Source organism: Streptomyces sp. NPDC048331 (assembly GCF_043201215.1).
In the GTDB taxonomy this organism is placed as follows: domain Bacteria; phylum Actinomycetota; class Actinomycetes; order Streptomycetales; family Streptomycetaceae; genus Streptomyces.
In genome coordinates this window covers 143,824-160,142 of record NZ_JBICYT010000014.1, presented here as the reverse complement: position 1 = coordinate 160,142, position 16,319 = coordinate 143,824, and the positions used below count along the sequence as shown (strand labels likewise).

The following is a 16,319-nucleotide window of genomic DNA, read 5'->3' as shown; positions in this document are numbered from 1 at the left end:
CCTCCGACGCCTGCGCGAGTGCCCACGGGGCCCCGGCTTGTTCCACCCGGATCCGCGGTTCCACGTTCCACGGATCCGCCTCCTCCACCGGCGCGCGGCGGTCTCCCGGCCGCCGGGTGGGCACCGAACCGTACGCCACAGAGCCTCCGCCCGACCGGGCCGGAGGCTCTGTGCGTGTCACTTCCGCCCTTGTCAAGACACGAACGTTCGAGACATGACGGGCTGTGCTCCGATCATGCCCACTGGAATCTCCCGCTTCACCCGGACGGTGTGAGGCCCACCAGGTCCAGGAGGCGAGTGGCGATGAACCCGGAACCCGCAGGGACGGAGCGCTGGGCGACCGTCGGGCACATGGACGGAGCCGACGGCGACCCGGACGGAACGCGCCTGGCCCGTACCGTCACACGAGAGGTACGGCGGACCGGGAAGCATTTCCTGCCGCGGAACCTCCTGCTTCGCCTCGGTGAGATCCACGATCACCACGCCCCGGACCGCCGACCCCACCTCCAGGCGTTCCTCGACTGCGTGCTCGACAAGCACCAGGGGCGCTACGGGAACCGGACCTACCTTTCGCTGCCGCTGCTGGAGCTCCTCCTGGGCGGGACCGATGACGCGCCGGACCCGAACCGCATGGCCACACTGCTCATAGCCGACGTCATACGCTTCGAGATCCGGGCGGAGGAACCGGCGTGGGTCCTGCCCGAATCGCGGGAATCCGTCGACCGTGATCCGCCGGACGCGGTGACCCTGCGCAAGCGGTTGCGCCACGCGCTGCGGTTCGTGGCGCACGACCTCCCCGTACCGGCCGCCGATGACCTGATCTCCCGGGCGGCCCACGCGCCGTGGTCCCGCTGGGCGGAGGTCGCCGAACAGCTTCCTCGGCCCACCGCCACCGGGGCCGGCCACTGGTTCGACATGACGGTCCAGCCCGTGTACGTGCTGCACGACGAGTACTTCTTCATCAGGGCTCTCCAGGCCCACGAAATGATCTTCACAGCGATCTCGGCGCACGTACGGGAGACGATCGGGGCGCTGCGCGCCGGCCGGCCGGCCGCCGCGGCCGACCACGTCGACCGTGCCGGCGACCTCTTCGATCGGGCCTCGGCACTGTTCCGCATGGTGGCCACCATGCGGCCCGGACACTTCTCCGCCTTCCGGCAGTTCACCGGGGGTGCGAGCGCCATCCAGTCCGATCAGTACAAGCGCTTCGAGATCCTGTGCGGTCTGCCGACCGCCGCGCGGCTGGAGTCCGAAGCCTTCACCCACGTCCCCGCGGTACGGGCCGAGGCGGAGGGCGAGGGGCACGACACGGTGGTCCGTGCCTACCTCGACCTGCGCCGCTCGGCCCGTTTCGACGAGGTCGAGTGGAACCGTTTCCGCGGCGCGCTCGGCACCCTGGAGGAGCGGCACCAGCGCTGGAAGTCCACCCACCGGAGCCTCGCCGCCCGCATGCTCGGCGGAGCACACGGCTCGGGTGGCACCGCGGGCGTCCCCTACCTGGCCGAGTGCCTGGACAACCGGCTCTTCTGGCAGCTCGGCGAACGGCGCAGCGCCGACGAGTGAATATGGTGGAACGTCAGAAAGGTCGTGTCGGCAGGTACTTGCCGTCCAGCGTGATGACCGCGCGCTCCCCGCCCTCGGGGTCGGCCACCTTCCGGACATCCAGCTCGAAGTTGATCGCGCTGATGATGCCGTCCCCGAACTGCTCGTGCACCAACGCCTTCAAAGTGGTCCCGTAGACCTGCAGCATCTCGTGGAAGCGGTAGATCGTCGGATCGGTCGGGATGCCGCCGGGGATCGATCCGCGGGTCGGGACGGTCTGCAGGAGCCGTACCGCGTCCTCGTCCAGCTCCAGCAGGTCGGCGACCGCCTTCGCGGCGGCCTCGGGCAGGGCGTGCTGGCCCAGCAGGGCGGCGGTGACGAAGGCGACCGAGAGGCCGGCCGCGTCGGCGAGCTGCTGCCAGGACAGGTCCTTGCGGGTCTTGGCGTCGACGGCGATGACGGCCAGGGTCTGGCGGGCGGTGGGATCGAACTGGGCGTGCGGCATCGAGATGTCCTTCGGGTAGCGGGTGACGGGGGAGGGGAGTGCGGACGGGGACGAGGGGGCGGCGCCGCGGTGGGGGTCAGCCGGCCACGCAGGGGCCGACGTCCGTGACACCGCCGGAGCGGATGTCGTAGACCCAGCCGTGCAGCGTGAGCGTCCCCGCCGTCAGCGCACGGGCGACCGAGGGGTGGGTGGCCAGGTTGGCGAGCTGGGCGCGGACGTTCTCGCGGATCAGGGCGGACAGTCGCTCGGGACCGGCCACCCGGGCCGTGCGGGCCACCGAGGCGTCCGCGTGGCGCAGCCAGCCCGCGACGGAGGCGGCGCCGCTCAGGTCGGCACCCTCGGCCAGGGCGGTCATCGCGCCGCATGCGGAGTGCCCGCACACCACGACGTCGGTGACGCCCAGGACGGCGACGGCGTACTCGATGCTCGCCGCGACCCCGTCGGCGCCGGGTGCGTGGGCGGGCACGAGATTTCCGGCGGTGCGGACGACGAACAACTCGCCCGGCTCGCTCTGGGTGATCAGTTCCGGCACCACGCGGGCGTCCGAACAGCCGACGAACAGGGTCGTCGGCCGGTGCACGGTGGCCAGGTGGGCGAAGAGGTCGGCCTTGGCCGGAAACACCTCGCGCCGGAATCGCGCCACGCCGTCCGCGAGAGCGCGCGGGGCCGGCGGCGAGGCGTGCGTGGTTCGTTGCATGGTCACTCCCTGCGGTGGGATGCGCCCCCTGCGGGGCTCGACGTGTTCCACCATGCATGACCTGCATCTATTGTGTCCAAGGCGTAATATCCATGCCGGCCATCGATACCATCTATAGTTGATCGCATGGCTCTGGAACTGCGTCACCTGCGCTATCTGATCGCCGTGGCCGAACACGGCAGCTTCACCCGCGCCGCCGAAGAACTGCGGATCTCCCAGCCCACCCTGTCCCAGCAGGTGAAGCAGCTCGAACGCACCGTCGGCGTGCAGCTGTTGGACCGTACCGGGCGCGCCGTGCGACTCACCGACGCCGGTGCCACGTACGTCCACCACGCGCGCGGTGCCCTACGGGACCTGGCCGCGGCCGAGCGCGCCGTCCTGGACCTGGCCGACCTCTCCCGCGGCCACCTGCGCCTCGCGCTGACCCCGACCTTCACCGCGTACCTCGTCGGCCCGCTCGTCGCCGGGTTCCACACCGCCCACCCCGGCATCACCCTGGAGATCCGGGAGATGCCCCAGGACCGGATCGAGGCCGGGCTGCTCGCCGACGAGCACGAGCTCGGTCTCGCCTTCGAGGGGCCGCACCTGCCCGGGATCGCGGCGACCGCGCTGTTCGCTGAGACCCTGGGGCTGGTCACCGCCGCCGACGTGGATCCCGGCCCGCTGTCCGTACGGGACCTCGCGACGCTCCGACTGGCCTTGCTCAGCGGGGACTTCGCCACCCGCGAGCACGTGGACGCCTACCTCGCGGACCACGGGGTCCGGCCGCACATCGCGGTCGAGGCGAACTCCGTCCAGGCCCTCACCGAGATCGTCCGGCGCACCACCCTGGCCACCGTCCTGCCCGACGCCGTCACCGACGACCACCCGTACCTGCGCCCCGTACCGCTCGACCCCGCCCTCCCGTCCCGGACGGTGGCCCTGCTACGTCGGGAGAGGGCGTACGAGAGCGCCGCGGCCCGAGCCTTCACCGAGCTCACCGTCCGCCTGGTCCAGGAACGGGGCTACCACCCCCCGCCGCGCGAGCACGCGCGGCGGGAGGCGGCCGGGAGCGGGGCGGATCACTTGCCGGGGCACTCCTTCCAGGCCAGGTGATAGATGGTGTTGATGCTGCCGTCGGTGGAGTCCATCGTCATGTAGCTGGTCGACGAGGGGGACGAGGTGCCTCTGGTCACGCGCAGCTCGGTGTTGATGTTGAAGTTCCGCTGCACCCCGCACGGCGCCCAGACCAGTTGGGCCCAGTCGGTCACGTCCGTGGCCTGCCAGTTGTCCTCCTGCGGGCCGCTGAAATTGTGGGTGCGCGCGGCGGTGTCCGGCGAGCCCTGGAAGTAGTACGAGGCCTTCTCGGTGGCCTTCGCCCCCGGCGCCAACGAGGCGTAGCCGCGGTAGTCGGCGCTGGCGATCGCGTAGGTGAAGCCGCTGGGCACGTGCACGATCAGGCTGAGCTGGCAGTTCTTGCGCGCCGCCGTGGGCGGGGCGCCGCCGCCGACCTGGGCGAGGTACTGGCTGTAGGTCACGGTGAAGGCGGTGTTGTCCTGGGACACCGCGACCTCCGCGGTGTCCTTGGGGCACCCGGATCCGTTGACCGTGGCGACTTCGATCACGATGCGGTCGGGCGGCGGGTCCACGATCGTGGAGGGGGTGACGTGCGTGGGCAGGGTGGCGGTGAGCAGGGCGCCGATCGCGCCGCTCACGAGGAATCCACCGGACATGGTTCTCCGATCCACTGCTTCGGTACCGGGCGGCGCGCGGGCGGGGGTGCCCGCGTGCCGGAGGGTGGGGGGTGCGGCCGGCCAGAGCGGGGCCGGGTCGTCACAGACCGGTGTGCAGGGTGGAACGGGGCAGGCCCAGGAAGGGGAATCTGGGCATGTCCCTGACAAGTCCCGGTCGGTGCGGACCGGTGACCGAATCGTAGGAACCCGGAGCGGGCCGGACCAGGGCGATGTCCGGCCAATCGTGTTCCCGGTCCGGACCGGCCGGATCCGGACCACCGCCCGGAGCCCGAAGAGCGGAATCAGGCCGCGGCCGGCCGGGCCAGCCGTTCGACACGGGCCATGAACTCCGTGGGATGGAACGGCTTGGCGAGACAGTCGCTCACACCGGCCTCCAGCGCGTGCACCGTGCACTCCGGATCGGCGGGCGGCAGCGCGAGGATCGGCATCCGTCCGTGATCGGGGTGCCGGCGGATCTCCTCGAACAGTGCCACCTCGTCCAGTCCCGGCCCGGTGCGCTCGCAGATCACCAGATCGATCGGGCCGGCGCTGCCCAGCAGGGAGACGATGTCCACTCCGCTTCCGCCGTCGACCACGGCGAACCCCCGGGCCACGAGGAGGCGCTCCAGCAGACCCTTGAGGGTGCTCTCCCTCGCCACGAGGAGGATCCTGCTGGGGGTGTCGCCGCTCATGTCGTTCCTCTTCATCCGGGTGGGGTCCCGCAGAGCCTACGAGGCGGGGCGCGTGCCCGCCTGCTCCGGGGCACCTCATCCGGTAGCTTCGATCCATGAGCACAGAGCCGCAGAGCTTCGAGATCCTGCTGGTGCCCGAGCACATCGAGAACCTGCGTGGCGAGTCCGCGGCCGACCGGGCCCTGCGGGTGGCCACGGTCGAGGCGACCGGCGAGACCGGCGCCTCCGGCTACCCCCGCTACCGCGGGCAGGGCGTGGAGGCCGACATCGACCCGAGCACACGTACGGTCGAGGCCCTGCTCGTCGACGGCGCGGAGCTGGACTACGGGCTGGTCGCCATGATCGGTCCCGAGCGGGGCGGCGGCAAGCACTGACCGAGCCTCCGGGGCGCCGGATCCGGGCGATCCGGCCTCCCCCGGACGGGGGAGGCGGACCCTCCATGCGAAGGACGTGGAGGGGGTGTACCGGGCCGCAGGATGAGGCCATGACCCGATCACCGAGAAACCGGCGGATCTCCGCGCTCACCGCCTGTGCCGGAGCGCTCGCGTACACCGTGAGCAAGGTGGACCTCGCGCGGGACGGCGAACTCGGCATGCCGGGTTTTCCCGCGCCGCCGGACGCCTACGCCCAGGTCACCGATGTCACGGCCGCCCAACTGGGCAACGCCGCTCTGGGCCTGCTGATGGCGGTCGTCGCCCTGCTGCTGCTCCGTCCGCCGGGCACCCGGTGGCTGCGGTGGTCCGTGGTCGGTGTCTCCTGGCTGGGCATCGTGATGGTCGGGGCCGGGGTCGTCGGCTTCGGAGCCCGGGCGGCCGGGGTGGCCCCGAGCCTGGGGGACACGCCTCCGGACATGGCCACGGCCCTGGCGGCGCTGGTGGTCGGCGCGCTCTGGGTGGCGGGCTGGTCCGTCGCCGCGGTCGGTGCCACGCGGTCCGCGCGAGCGCGGTAGTCGGACGTGACGGGCCCGGCCCGGCCCCCGAGGTGCGGGGGCCGGGCCGGGCTTGTCGCGGTCGGTCGCTCAGGTGGGCGTCAGCTCACCTGGAGGGTGACGTCGTCCACGACGAAGGAGGTCTGGAGGGACTGGTCCTCCGTGCCGTTGAACTTCAGGGTGACGGTCTGGCCGGCGAACTGCGAGAGGTCGTACGACTTCTCCACGTAGCCGGAGTTCGCGTTCAGGTTGGAGAGGGTCTCCAGGGTCTGGCCGGCCACCGAGACGGTGAACCGGTCGTAGACGACGTTCTCGTCCTCGTCCGTGTCGATGTGGAGGAAGAAGCCCAGCCGGTACGTGGAGCAGCCCGACGGGATGGTCAGTGTCTGGGCGGCGCTGTCCGTGTGGGTGGACCCGTACCCGGCCAGCCACGCCTTGTAGCTGCCGCCGTGCGGGGCCTGACCGGACTGGTTGGTGATGACGCCGGTGGTGGCGCTCCACGGGCTGGAGCCGGTCTCGAAGCCGCCGTTGGTCACGATCTGGCGCGGGGTGCAGCTGCCGCCACCGGTGACGGTGAGCGTGTAGGTGCTGGTGTGGCTGACGGTGCCCGAGCCGGTGACCGTCAGGGTGTAGCTGCCGGGCGCGGTGCTCGCGCCGACCTGGACGGACAGCGCCGAGGAGCTGCCCGACTGGACGGACGTCGGGTTGAGCGTCGCGGTGACACCGGCGGGCGCGCCGGAGACGGAGAGCGCGACGGTTTGGGCGGCGCCGCTCACGGTGGCGGTGTTGACGGTGGCAGAGGTGGAACCGCCGGGGGCCGCGCTGCCCGCGGACGGGCTGACGGCGACGGAGAAGTCCTGCGCGGGGGTCTCACCGCCGACCGCCTGCTTCCAGACGGCGTAGGCGACACCGTCGGCACTGCGGTTCAGCACCGTGGCGTTGATGTTGTTCGTGGTGTCGCAGGAGCTGTGGTAGCAGGGGTCGTAGGCGGCGTTGGCCGTGCCGCCCCACTTCGTGGCCTGCGCCGAGGTCTTGCGGGCGCTGGCACCGGCCGCGTAGCCGGAGGTGGGGATGCCGGCCTGCTGGAAGGAGTAGTCGTCGCTGCGGCCCTGGCCCTCGGTGTTCTCCTCGGGTGCCAGGTTCAGCGAGGTCCAGTACGCCTTCAGCGGTGCGGCGGTGGTGGAGTTGACGTTGTTGATGAAGTAGCCACCGTTGGTGGAGCCGACCATGTCGAAGTTGTAGTAGCCCTTGATGGCGCTGCGCTGGGCGCTGCTCAGCTGGTTCACGTAGTACTCGGAGCCGTTGAGGCCCTGCTCCTCGTCGGTCCACCAGGCGAAGCGCACGTGCTTGGTCATCGTCGGGTTCTTCTGGGCGAGGACCAGGGCGTTCTCCAGCAGGGTCGCGGAACCCGAACCGTTGTCGTTGATGCCGGGGCCGGCCGAGACGCCGTCGAGGTGGGCGCCGAACATGACGGTCTGGTCGGCGGGGCCGCCGGGCCAGTCGGCGATCAGGTTGTTCGACGGGTAGGTGCAGGAGGTGCAGTTCTGCTCGCTGACGGTGTAACCGGCCGCCTGCAGCTTGCCCTTCACGTACGCCAGCGACTGGGTGTAGCCGGCGCTGCCCGCCCGGCGGTGGCCGCCGTTCTGGCTCGCGATGGTGTTGAACTGCGTCAGGTGCGCCTGCACGTTGGCGACGTCGATGTCCGGCGGGTCGTTGCCGGGCTGGGTCCCGCCCACGTTGAGCGCGTAGTCGACGGTGTGGGACAGGCTCGCGCCCTGCCCCTTGACGACGATCGTGGACCCACCGGGCGCCGCGTTGGCGGTGGCCGTCAGGGTCAGTACCGAGGACTGGCCGGACTGCACGGTGGCCGGGTTGAAGGAGGCACTCACGCCGGCCGGCAGGCCGGAGGCGGTCAGCGTCACCGACTGGGCGTTGCCCGTGGTGACCGTGGTGCCGACCGTGGTGGTGACGGAAGCGCCCTGCTGGACGGTGCCGGAGGAGGGGCTCAGCGACATCGAGAAGTCGTTGTTCTGGCCGCTCGGGGTACAGGTCGGGTCGGCGGTCTGGGCGGGCACGCTGATGCCGTCCCAGGCGGCCTTGGTCTTGTTGAACAGGTCACAGGTGGTGTCCAGCGACTTGGCCGAACTCAGCGTCGCCGTACGGTACTTCTTGTAGGACATGCTGCTGGTCTTGAGCAGCATGCCGCCGTAGAAGATCTTGCCGGCGTTCTGCACTCCGACACCGGTGAGCGAGGTGCCGTTGCAGGTGCTGCTGTTCGGCTTGCCGCCGCCCGGGCTGGTGCCCTCGGCCAGCAGGTAGAACCAGTGGTTCAGCGGGCCGGCCGCCGCGTGCACCTCGGTGCCGGGTATCGCGGAGCTGTAGCAGGCCGGGTCGTTGTTGACCGCCGCCGGGTTGTACATGTTCCGGATCGGGCCCCGGCCCTGGAGGTTGATGACCTCGCCGACCGTGTAGTCCGGGGTGTCGTACGGGGCCGGCTCGTTGGCGAAGGCCTCGGTCAGCGCGCCGAAGATGTCGCCGGTGGCCTCGCCTAGCCCGGACTCCTGGCCGCTGGTGCCGCCCGGGGTGTTGGAGTCGATGGCGTGCCCGTACTCGTGGGCCACCACGTCGATCCCGGCGATCCACTCGTTGGCGCTGTTGCGCCCGATGGTGACCGAACTGCCGTCCCAGTAGGCGTTGAGATCGCTCAGGCCCACCTTGGCCGGGAAGCTGCGACCGTTGCCGCTGACGCCGTTGCGGCCCAGCCACTGGGAGAGCATGTCCCACTGCTTCTGCGCCGCGAACATCAGGTCGACGCAGCCGGTCTCCTTGCTCGTGGGGTTGCCGGTGCCCCAGGAGTCGGAGGACTTCGAGAAGACCGTGCCCGTGCTGTAGTCCGCACAGCTCAGACCGGTCCGGACCGGGTCGCGCAGCGTGTACGTCGAGCCGGAGCTGGTGGTGTCGATGGTGACCGGGCCCGGCCCGTTCCACTTGCTGTTGCCGGTGCCCGCGACCACCTCGTCGTAGCTGTCGACGAAGGCGCCGGTCCGCGCGTCCACGAAGACGTGCAGCCTGCTGGGGGCGGTCCTGGTGCGGCCGCTGAGCACGGTCTCCCAGGCCAGCACCGGCTTGTCGTCCTTGAGACGGACCACGAGCCGGCTGCTTTCGACCTTGTCGACGGAGACCAGCTTGGCCCGCGAGGTGGACTCGGCGTCCTTCGCGGAGACCGACGCCCGTGTGGAGACGTCGATGCGCACGGAGGAGGCGGACTGGAGGGCGCGTACCTTGCCGGTACCGTCCGCGAGCACGACCGCGTCGCCGCCGACGACCGGCAGGCCGCGGTAGCTGCGCTCGTACGAGACGGAGTAGAGGTCCTTCACCCAAGGGGTGACGAGTCGTCGTTCGTACTGTTCCTGGGAGGAGTTGACCAGGGAGTCCAGGCCGCTGTCGACGGCCTGGTCGGCGGCCGCGACCGCGCGTGCGGCGGGGGTGTCCTTCTGGGACGGGGTGGGCTGCGCCTGCTGCGCCGCCGATGCCGTCCCGGCCAGAGCGCCGGCGAGGCTCGCGGTCAGCGCCATCGCTGCCACGGCCGCCGTCCATCTGCTGGGATGCAACGTCCACTCCGATCGTGGGGGGTCGGGGATGAGTGTCGTTCGCGGCCGAGTATGAGCGTGAACATGACGAGATTGGGACATCTCGTGAGGCATAAGGTCCGCGTTATGGTGCCGCGACGGCCCGACTCGTACGCTGCCCGGATGCAGCTGGAGTTGAGGCATCTGCAAGCCGTCTGCCGGATCGCGGAGGCGGGCAGCCTGGGGGGCGCGGCGCGACGGCTCGGAGTGTCCCAACCCGCGCTCTCCGCCCAGCTCCGCCGCATCGAACGGGTCACCGGGGGCGAGCTGTTCGTACGGGGCCGCAGCGGGGTGGAACCCACGGCCCTGGGGCAATTCGTGCTGGCCAAGGCGCGTCGCGTACTCAGCGAGATGGACGCCCTGGGGGCGCAGGCACGCGCCATGTCCACCGGCAGCCCGCTGAGGCTGGGCTGCATCATGCTCGTCCTGCTCGACGGCCTCCTCGCCCAGACCGACCTGTCCATGTCAGGCCGGGAGATAGCCGTGGACCTGGAGGATTCGGTCACCGTACTGGCGCGGACGCTCGGCGCGGGACGCTACGACGCCATCGTGTACGGGGAGGTCAACGGCCACGAGGTGCCGCTGCCGGAAGGAACCCTGGCCAGGACACTGATCCCCAAGGAGCCGTTCTGTATCCGGCTGTCCTCCGGCCACCCCCTTGCGGGTCTGGACCGCATCGAACTGGCCGACCTGGCCGGGGAGTCGTGGATGACCCTGGTGGAGGACGACGACGGTGGCCCCGAGGCGCTCGTCGCCGCCTGCGCGAAGGCCGGATTCAGCCCTTCACTGCGCTACCGCATCACCGACCGCAAGATGCAGCACGACCTGATCGCCGCCGGCCGCGCGGTGGCACTGAGCCAGCCGACGGCCCCGCCGGGCGAGGGCACGGTGATGCGCCCGCTCGTCGGCAACCCCATCATCGGCCGCATCCGTCTCGCCTGGAGCCGTGCCGCGCTCTCGTCCGGGCAGGCGGAACTGCTCTACCGGGCCGCGGGCCGTGCCTACCTGGCCAATGTGGACAACAACCCCTTCCACAAGGAGTGGTGGGACGCCCACCCGGAGGTGCACCCGGTCCTCGACTGACCGGTCAGCTCCGGCGATGGGCCGTCAGCAGCAGGTACTCCCATTCCATGACCCCGTCCACCGTGTGCTCGGCGGCGAGGGCGTCGAGCGCGGCGTCCAGCTCGGCGACCCGGCCCGCGTCATCGGCGACGGCGCGGTAGACGGCGACGGTGGGCCCGTAGCAGGCCTTGAAGAACTCCCGGAAGTCCGTGGGCCCCGTGAAGCGGTCCACACGCACCGTCCGGCGGCTCGAGACCACGTCGGTGACCGCGTCGCCGAGCAGCTCGTGCACGTGTTCCTCGTCCCCCCACAGCGGGGGCGGCTGGGCCCCGGGCGGCGGCGGGGGCGCGTACGGCTTCATCGTGGCGAACATCCGGCCCACGAAGCCCTGCGGAGTCCAGTTGATCAGCCCTACGGTGCCGCCGGCGCGGCACACGCGGAGCATCTCCTCGGCGGCGGGACGGTGGTGCGGGGCGAACATGACGCCGACGCAGGACATCACCACGTCGAACTCACCGTCCGCGAAGGGCAGGTGCTCGGCGTCCGCCTCCCGCCACTCCAACGTGGCCCCGCGTACGGCGGCCAGGTGTCGGCCGATCTCCAACAGCTCGGGAGTGAGGTCGGAGGCCACCACATCGGCCCCGGCCAGGGCGGCCGGAATGGCGGCGTTGCCCGAGCCCGCGGCGACGTCGAGCACCCGGTCGCCGCGCTGGACGCCGCACTCCTTCACGAGCACGGCCCCCAGTTCCGGGATGACGTGGGAGGCCACCGACTGGTAGTCGCCCAACGCCCACATCGCACGATGCCGGGCCTTCAGGGTGCGGTCCGCCTGGGCCGCGTCGCTCGCCTCGGTCATGACAGCCGTCCTCCAGCGCTCGGGGCAGCCCCTTCTCCGAGGATAGGTACGTTTCACGGACCCGGCCCGTCGGCGGCCGCGCCGGCGCCTGCCGGATCAGTCGCGGGACGACAGACGGCCGAAGTCGCGGGCGAAGCCCTCGCGGAAGCCGGGCCGCTCCAGCGCCCTCTCGAAGGCGCGCGCGGCCCGGGCGAGCGCGGCGGCGTTCTCCTGGGCGGTGGCGAGTTCGGCGAGGTACGCGCGCAGGCTCAGTCCGCGGTCCGCGGCGAGCGCGGCGAGGCGGTCGTGCACATCGGTGTCGACCTCGACGGTGGTGGTGTCGGCCATGCTCCGAGTATGCGCGCCCGGTGACCGGCCGGGGGCCCGTTCGACGCAGGCGTGCTGCCTGAGGGGCACGGGCCCGGGCCGGTGCGGTCGTCGTGGTTCGGCGGTGGCGCCTCAGGCGCGGACGCGTCCGGAGAGCCACGGCGTGAGCGAAGGGCCCCCGACGCTCTCCCGGTACGTCTCGTCGCCGGGCAGAGGGACGTGGAGCCAGTAGCCGGGCGGGAAGAACCGGCCCTTCACAAAGGCCAGTCCGCCGTAGAGGGACCGCAGGAAGGCCGGGACGGAGTCCCGGGGGACATCGTGGAACTCGACCCCGTCGACGGTGATCTTCGCGTCGTCCTCGGGGAAGATCCGCACGTGGACGGCCGGGCTGCCGCCCAGCTCGACGAACGCCTCGTGCGGCAGGGACCCGTCGGGGTCCACGACGCTGAACAGGGCCGCGGAGGTCCGCCGCGACGTCCGGTCGGCGCCGATGTCGTCGGTGACGGCGATGGTCAGCCGGTACTCGGCCGCGACGGCCCGTATCGCGGCGACGGCCGACTCGGTGGTCGGCAGGGAGGGATGCGTCATGATCCAGATCATCCCGCACGCCCCCCGACGCGGCCCAGCCACCGGTCCGATCCCGTGCGGTTCCCACCCCGTGTCCGCTCGGCTCATCCGTGCGCGAAGACGGCCAACAGGGTGTCGGCCCGGAGTTCGAGTTCGGCCGTCGCGATGCCGTGGACGGCTACGGAGACCTCCTCCCCACCGACCGATCGGGCGAGCCGTACCTCGACCTCCAGGGTGTCGCCGACCAGGGGATAGGAGTACCAGCGATCGGCCCGTTCGTCGTCGGTCTCCGCGACCGCCGGTCCCACGGTGTCCCAGTCGGTGCCGTCGAAGTCGTAGCCCACGTAGGGGGACAACAACTCCAGCAAGGACCGCAGGTTGTGCTGCCAGATCCAACCGGCGACCTCCGTCATGGCTCCCCCCGATGCCGTTCCGCTGTGGGATCCGGGCCGGCCGTCTCCTTCGGATCCGGTCAGGACCGCGCTGCCCGGCACCGTACCGCGCGGGCGGCCGCCGCGATCTCGGAACGGACGATCCAGGCTGCGGCCCACAGCCGCCTTCGGATCCGACGGCGGTGAGGCCCGCACCGACGGAGGGGAAGGTGACGGCGTGCACATCGCGCCCTGGGTCCATGTCGTCGCGGAGCAAGGCGCCGTGCCCGTGGACCTGTTGCTGCCCATGACCGGCAGGACGTACGTGATACGTCTCGACGGCCGTGAGATGGGGGACACGGACGGGGTCTTCCTGCAGTTCTACGACCGGATGAAGCTGCCGGACTACTTCGGGTGGAACTGGAACGCCCTCTTCGACTGTCTGCGCGATCTGAACTGGCTGCCCGCAGAGCACTACGTCCTCATCATCGAGGCCGCGGACGAGATACTGCCGGGCGACGCCGCCGGACAACGGCTGCTTTTCAGAACCCTGTTGAGGGCAGGGCGGCGGTGGTCCCACACCAGGCGGTACGACGACGTCGATCTCAGCCGGCTCGTGCTCGTCATGTCCTGCGCGGAGGCGTCCGTTCCGAACCTGTGGGAACAGCTGCGACGGTGTGAGGACGAGGAAAGGAGCGGGGACGGCGACGGGGACGGGTGATGCTCGCGGGGCGACCGATCGGCCGCCGGTCCGGGGCCCCGGCCGAGATGGACGCGTTCATCCCGCCAGGGAGTTCTCGGGCGCGAAAACCGCGGCGATGCGGCCGGCGATGGTTTGCGCCGTGTTGGTCTCCGGGCCCTTGGGGCCGACCGTCGTGGACACCGCGATGGCCAGGTGCTCGCTCGGGAGGTACGCCTGGATCGCCGCGTACCCCGCGAAGGACGGGTTCGACTGGATCCAACCGTTCTGGACGATCACGCCGTAGCCGAAGTGCCGCTCCGGGAGCTGGCGGAAGCAGTCCTTGGGCGCGCAGCCGGGGGTCTTGCCGCCCAGGCCCACCGTGCCCGGGTCGAGCTGGACCTTGAAACTCTGCGGAGAGAGCAGTTCACCCGTACCCACGACCTCGGCCGAACGGGCCAGGTCGCAGATGTGGGTGTTCAGAACGGCGCCGGGAGCCGTGGTCCAGGACGGATTCCAGTAGGTGGACTCCTCGTACTTCCCGCGCTCCGCGTCGAAGGAGTGCAGCACGGGCTCCTCGATCTGGGGCGTGAAGCTGTTGCGGGTGTTGTCCAGCCCGGAGGGCCCCGTGATCTGCCGCTCCATCACCTGGGCCAGCGGCATGCCGGAGATCTTCTCCAGGGCCTGCCCGAGGAGCACGAAGTTCGCGTGCGAGTAGCTCCAGCTCGTCCCCGGCTCGTACAGCAGGGGGTGGGCGGCGGAGATGCCCACGAGCTGGTCGGGGGTCCACTGGCGGAACGGGTCGGCGTACAGGGCGGCCAGGAACTTCGGATCCGGCACGTAGTCACGCAGGCCCGAGGTGGAGGCACCGAGCATCCGCAGGGTGATCTTGTCGGCGTGCGGAGCGTCGGGGAGCCAGCGCGAGATCGGGTCGTCGAGGTCGGCCTTGCCGTCCTCGACGAGTTGCAGCATGGCGATGCCCATGTAGACGATCGCCACCGACCCGGACCGGAAGTGCATGTCCGCCGTGGCCGGGACCCCTGTCATCGACTCGCCCAGCGCCCCGGTGACGATCTCCCGCCCGTCGCGCGTGACGCGCAGCACGACGGCGTTCAGGTCCAGCTCCTTCTGCGCCGCCTTGGCGATGTCCAGGATCTGCTTCGCCTCGCCGCCGGACGGCACGGGGGACGCCACGCACGAGGCGGCCGCGGAGCCCGCCCCGGTCGCCGCCCACGCACCGCCGGTCGGCAGGACCGTACCGAGCAGCGCGGTGGCGCACAGGAGCGCCGTCCGGGCCCTGCCCGGGTGCGCGGTCCTGACTCCGATCATGGCGATCTCCTGCCGCGAAGAGCCCCTCGGGACAAGGCCCACCTTTCGATGGAACGCCCACCGCGCGAGATGGGCCAGTCGGCGCCACGGCACGGCCCGGCCTGATCCGGAAGATAGGCCCTAGCCCGCCCAGCGGCCCGTGAGGAAGGTGATGGCGACCGCGGTGGACAGGGGAGCCACGACGTACACGTAGGCGGTCTGGATCCGGGGGCGCTTCAGGCTCCAGGAGGCCAGGCCGATCCACAGCGGCCACCACAGGAGGGTGGAGCGGGGGATGGAGGTGTACCAGTACGAGGTGCCCAGGGCCCACAGGGTGAGGCCGAGGTACAGAGCCTCGGGCCAGCGGCGGCCTCGGAGCAACAGGGCCAGGAGTACGACGCCGACCACCATGGCCAGGAGCTCCGCCTGCCACATCAGCGCGTACCCGGTGGGGTGGGTGTGGTGGAAGGCGGCGTCCCAGGTGTTGGCCCAGGCGTCCCACGGTGCGTGGAAGTCCCGGTACCAGCCGCGTTCCTGGGAGTGCTTCCAAGCCATCCAGTCCCCGGTCCGGGTCTGCAGGTACCAGCTGTAGAGCACCGGGGCGAGGGCGGGCAGCACGAGCCACGGTGCGGAACGCCAGGCGACGCGGCCGCGGGCGGTGAGGACGAAGTGGAGGGCGAGGGCGGCCGCGAGGAACAGACCTGTGACGCGGACCGAGCAGGCGAGACAGGTCAGTACCGCGGCCGCCGGCCAGTTCTGGCGCTGCGCCGCCAGCCACGCGGGCAGGGCCAGGGCCAGGAAGAGCGCTTCGGTGTAGCCGGCGGCGAGGAACACGGCGCACGGCGAGAGCAGCAGGAAGGTCACCGCACGGCGGCCTGTTTCGAGGTCGGCCAGGTGATGACGGGCGATCCGGGCGAGAGCGAGCGCGGCGATGCCGCCCGAGACGAACGAGATCAGGACTCCCGCCGCGGCCCAGTCGGGGACCACGGTGTGGACGGCGCGCAGGACGAGGGGGAAGCCGGGCAGAAAGGCCTCGCGATTGTCCCAGCCGGCCGTCCAGGGTCCGGCCTGGTCGGGGAAATATCCGTCCTGGGCTATGTGGAGGTAGAACCACCAGTCCCATTGCTGCCAGGGCGAGAGCAGCGAAGCCGGCCTACGGGCCTCGCCGTCGGCGGGGAACAGCCAGCTGACGGCGCCCGCGGTGGCCCAGATGCCGACACGGGTCAGCAGGTACAGCCACACCACCTCGCGCTCGCCCGGCCCGAGCCGTAGGAACGGGGGAAGGGAGCGGCGGGGGCGGCGCCCGGTCTCGTGCACCGGCGGCCACGGGGTGGGCGAGTCGGGAAGCTCGACCGGCCGCCGAGGGGTTGAAACGGACATATCGGTATCTCCTGGCCGTCTGAAGGCGTGCGGAGTCACCGGCCCTGGTGCGGGCCGGTGTCCACGGGCGATGTGCTGCGGGGAG

Annotated in this window: 17 protein-coding genes; 6 read left to right on the top strand and 11 right to left on the bottom strand. The window is 71.1% G+C overall.

Features of this window, described 5'->3' with window-relative positions:
• Nucleotides 1–303: 303 nt before the first annotated feature.
• Nucleotides 304–1,563, top strand: a complete 1,260-nt coding sequence (locus ACGFYY_RS21675; protein ID WP_393711438.1) for a tryptophan 2,3-dioxygenase family protein — start codon at nucleotides 304–306, stop codon at nucleotides 1,561–1,563.
• Between the two features lie 13 nt (nucleotides 1,564–1,576).
• On the opposite strand, the gene cynS is transcribed toward ACGFYY_RS21675, so the two are convergent.
• Both cynS and ACGFYY_RS21665 read right to left on the bottom strand, forming a co-directional pair.
• Entirely contained in the window at nucleotides 1,577–2,047 is a 471-nt protein-coding gene (gene cynS / locus ACGFYY_RS21670; protein ID WP_393711436.1) for a cyanase, read from the bottom strand.
• Between the two features lie 76 nt (nucleotides 2,048–2,123).
• A complete protein-coding gene (locus tag ACGFYY_RS21665; protein ID WP_393711434.1) occupies nucleotides 2,124–2,744 on the bottom strand; it encodes a carbonic anhydrase in 621 nt (206 codons plus the stop codon).
• Nucleotides 2,745–2,870: 126 nt separating this feature from the next.
• Between ACGFYY_RS21665 and cynR the strand changes: the two genes are divergently transcribed.
• Nucleotides 2,871–3,839: a transcriptional regulator CynR gene (gene cynR, locus ACGFYY_RS21660; RefSeq protein ID WP_393711432.1), complete on the top strand. Its 969-nt coding sequence runs from the start codon at nucleotides 2,871–2,873 to the stop codon at nucleotides 3,837–3,839.
• Here cynR and ACGFYY_RS21655 read toward each other — a convergent pair.
• Together ACGFYY_RS21655 and ACGFYY_RS21650 are read right to left on the bottom strand one after the other, a co-directional pair.
• A complete protein-coding gene (locus ACGFYY_RS21655) occupies nucleotides 3,806–4,456 on the bottom strand; it encodes a DUF4360 domain-containing protein (RefSeq protein WP_365278201.1) in 651 nt (216 codons plus the stop codon). The genes cynR and ACGFYY_RS21655 overlap by 34 nt on opposite strands.
• A gap of 302 nt (nucleotides 4,457–4,758) precedes the next feature.
• The gene (locus ACGFYY_RS21650; protein ID WP_393711429.1) at nucleotides 4,759–5,148 is read right to left on the bottom strand and encodes a PleD family two-component system response regulator; all 390 of its coding nucleotides are present in this window, start codon (nucleotides 5,146–5,148) and stop codon (nucleotides 4,759–4,761) included.
• A 95-nt stretch (nucleotides 5,149–5,243) separates the two neighbouring features.
• Here ACGFYY_RS21650 and ACGFYY_RS21645 point away from each other — a divergent pair, with 95 nt between their 5' ends.
• Together ACGFYY_RS21645 and ACGFYY_RS21640 are read left to right on the top strand one after the other, a co-directional pair.
• Nucleotides 5,244–5,522, top strand: a complete 279-nt coding sequence (locus ACGFYY_RS21645) for a hypothetical protein (RefSeq protein ID WP_365278196.1) — start codon at nucleotides 5,244–5,246, stop codon at nucleotides 5,520–5,522.
• A 110-nt stretch (nucleotides 5,523–5,632) separates the two neighbouring features.
• On the top strand, nucleotides 5,633–6,097 hold the full coding sequence (locus ACGFYY_RS21640) for a hypothetical protein (RefSeq protein WP_393711427.1): 465 nt from the start codon (nucleotides 5,633–5,635) through the stop codon (nucleotides 6,095–6,097).
• 80 nt (nucleotides 6,098–6,177) lie between these two features.
• Here the strand turns inward: ACGFYY_RS21640 and ACGFYY_RS21635 are convergent, their stop codons facing one another.
• Nucleotides 6,178–9,651, bottom strand: coding sequence for a M28 family peptidase (locus ACGFYY_RS21635; RefSeq protein WP_393711537.1), 3,474 nt, complete (start codon nucleotides 9,649–9,651; stop codon nucleotides 6,178–6,180).
• 177 nt (nucleotides 9,652–9,828) lie between these two features.
• Between ACGFYY_RS21635 and ACGFYY_RS21630 the strand changes: the two genes are divergently transcribed.
• On the top strand, nucleotides 9,829–10,788 hold the full coding sequence (locus ACGFYY_RS21630; RefSeq protein ID WP_393711425.1) for a LysR family transcriptional regulator: 960 nt from the start codon (nucleotides 9,829–9,831) through the stop codon (nucleotides 10,786–10,788).
• Nucleotides 10,789–10,792: 4 nt separating this feature from the next.
• Here the strand turns inward: ACGFYY_RS21630 and ACGFYY_RS21625 are convergent, their stop codons facing one another.
• The 4 genes from ACGFYY_RS21625 to ACGFYY_RS21610 all read right to left on the bottom strand — a co-directional run bounded on the left by ACGFYY_RS21625 (nucleotide 10,793) and on the right by ACGFYY_RS21610 (nucleotide 12,909).
• Nucleotides 10,793–11,623, bottom strand: a complete 831-nt coding sequence (locus tag ACGFYY_RS21625; protein WP_365275961.1) for a class I SAM-dependent methyltransferase — start codon at nucleotides 11,621–11,623, stop codon at nucleotides 10,793–10,795.
• Nucleotides 11,624–11,719: 96 nt separating this feature from the next.
• Nucleotides 11,720–11,950 carry an antitoxin MazE7 gene (locus tag ACGFYY_RS21620; protein WP_365275958.1) on the bottom strand — a complete coding sequence of 77 codons (231 nt, stop codon included), beginning with the start codon at nucleotides 11,948–11,950 and terminating at the stop codon, nucleotides 11,720–11,722.
• Nucleotides 11,951–12,061: 111 nt separating this feature from the next.
• Entirely contained in the window at nucleotides 12,062–12,517 is a 456-nt protein-coding gene (locus tag ACGFYY_RS21615; protein ID WP_393711422.1) for a hypothetical protein, read from the bottom strand.
• Between the two features lie 83 nt (nucleotides 12,518–12,600).
• The gene (locus ACGFYY_RS21610) at nucleotides 12,601–12,909 is read right to left on the bottom strand and encodes a hypothetical protein (RefSeq protein ID WP_393711420.1); all 309 of its coding nucleotides are present in this window, start codon (nucleotides 12,907–12,909) and stop codon (nucleotides 12,601–12,603) included.
• A 196-nt stretch (nucleotides 12,910–13,105) separates the two neighbouring features.
• Here ACGFYY_RS21610 and ACGFYY_RS21605 point away from each other — a divergent pair, with 196 nt between their 5' ends.
• Nucleotides 13,106–13,588, top strand: coding sequence for a barstar family protein (locus ACGFYY_RS21605; protein ID WP_393711418.1), 483 nt, complete (start codon nucleotides 13,106–13,108; stop codon nucleotides 13,586–13,588).
• A 57-nt stretch (nucleotides 13,589–13,645) separates the two neighbouring features.
• On the opposite strand, the gene ACGFYY_RS21600 is transcribed toward ACGFYY_RS21605, so the two are convergent.
• Both ACGFYY_RS21600 and ACGFYY_RS21595 read right to left on the bottom strand, forming a co-directional pair.
• Entirely contained in the window at nucleotides 13,646–14,875 is a 1,230-nt protein-coding gene (locus tag ACGFYY_RS21600; protein WP_393711416.1) for a serine hydrolase domain-containing protein, read from the bottom strand.
• A 120-nt stretch (nucleotides 14,876–14,995) separates the two neighbouring features.
• On the bottom strand, nucleotides 14,996–16,234 hold the full coding sequence (locus ACGFYY_RS21595) for a mannosyltransferase family protein (protein ID WP_393711414.1): 1,239 nt from the start codon (nucleotides 16,232–16,234) through the stop codon (nucleotides 14,996–14,998).
• Nucleotides 16,235–16,319: the final 85 nt, after the last annotated feature.